Source organism: Agromyces binzhouensis, assembly GCF_004135055.1.
Taxonomy (GTDB): Bacteria; Actinomycetota; Actinomycetes; order Actinomycetales; family Microbacteriaceae; genus Agromyces; species Agromyces binzhouensis.
Genome location: NZ_SDPL01000740.1, coordinates 1 through 760 on the forward strand (window position 1 = coordinate 1; position 760 = coordinate 760).

The window sequence follows — 760 nt, forward strand, 5'->3', positions numbered from 1 at the left end:
CGATCGCGCTCGCTCACGAGCACGCCGCCGTCCGGCAGGCGCAGGATCGACCACGGCGCCTCGAGCCCGCTCGCCAGGGTCTCGACGTCGCCCGCCGGCCGCACGGCCGGAGGCGCCGAGACGGCGGGCGTCGTGGTCGGAGCGTCGGACGGGGCGATCACGACCGGACCGGAGCCCGCGTCGGGCGCGCAGCCGGCGAGCAGGGCGCCGGAGCAGGCGAGCATCGTCGTGGTCGCGGCGAGCAGCGCGACCCGGGCCCGGGTCCGCCCCGTGCGTCCGCGCATGTTCGACCTCCCCGGTGCCGTACTCGTCCTCCTCCTGCCCAGTCTGCGGGAGGGCGCGGGAGAATGGGAGCATGCAGCGCGCGATCGACCTGAACGCCGACCTCGGCGAATCGTACGGCGCCTGGACCATGGGCGACGACGAGGCGATGTTCGAGGTCGTCTCGAGCGCGAACGTCGCGTGCGGGTTCCACGCCGGCGACCCGTCGACCATGCTGCGCAGCGCACGCCTCGCCGTCACCCACGGGGTGGTCCTCGGCGCCCACCCGGGGTACCGCGACCGCGCGGGGTTCGGCCGGCGGGCGCTCGACGTCTCCGTCGACGAGCTCGCGGCCGAGGTCGTCTACCAGCTCGGCGCGCTCGACGGCCTCGCCCGGACCGTCGGTGCGACGGTCGCCTACGTGAAGGCCCACGGCGCGCTCTACCACCGACTCGCTGCCGATGCCGCGGCCGCGTCGGCGGTCGCCGACGCGCTCGCC

1 protein-coding gene and 1 pseudogene are annotated in these 760 nt (G+C 76.2%); one reads left to right on the forward strand and one right to left on the reverse strand.

Annotated elements, in window-relative coordinates; all coding sequences use genetic code 11:
* A pseudogene (locus ESO86_RS17970) lies at positions 1–284 on the reverse strand (PQQ-dependent sugar dehydrogenase); the annotation flags it as partial.
* 71 nt (positions 285–355) lie between these two features.
* Here ESO86_RS17970 and ESO86_RS17975 point away from each other — a divergent pair.
* Positions 356–760: LamB/YcsF family protein (locus ESO86_RS17975; RefSeq protein WP_207207229.1), on the forward strand; the 405-nt coding region annotated here is incomplete at its 3' end.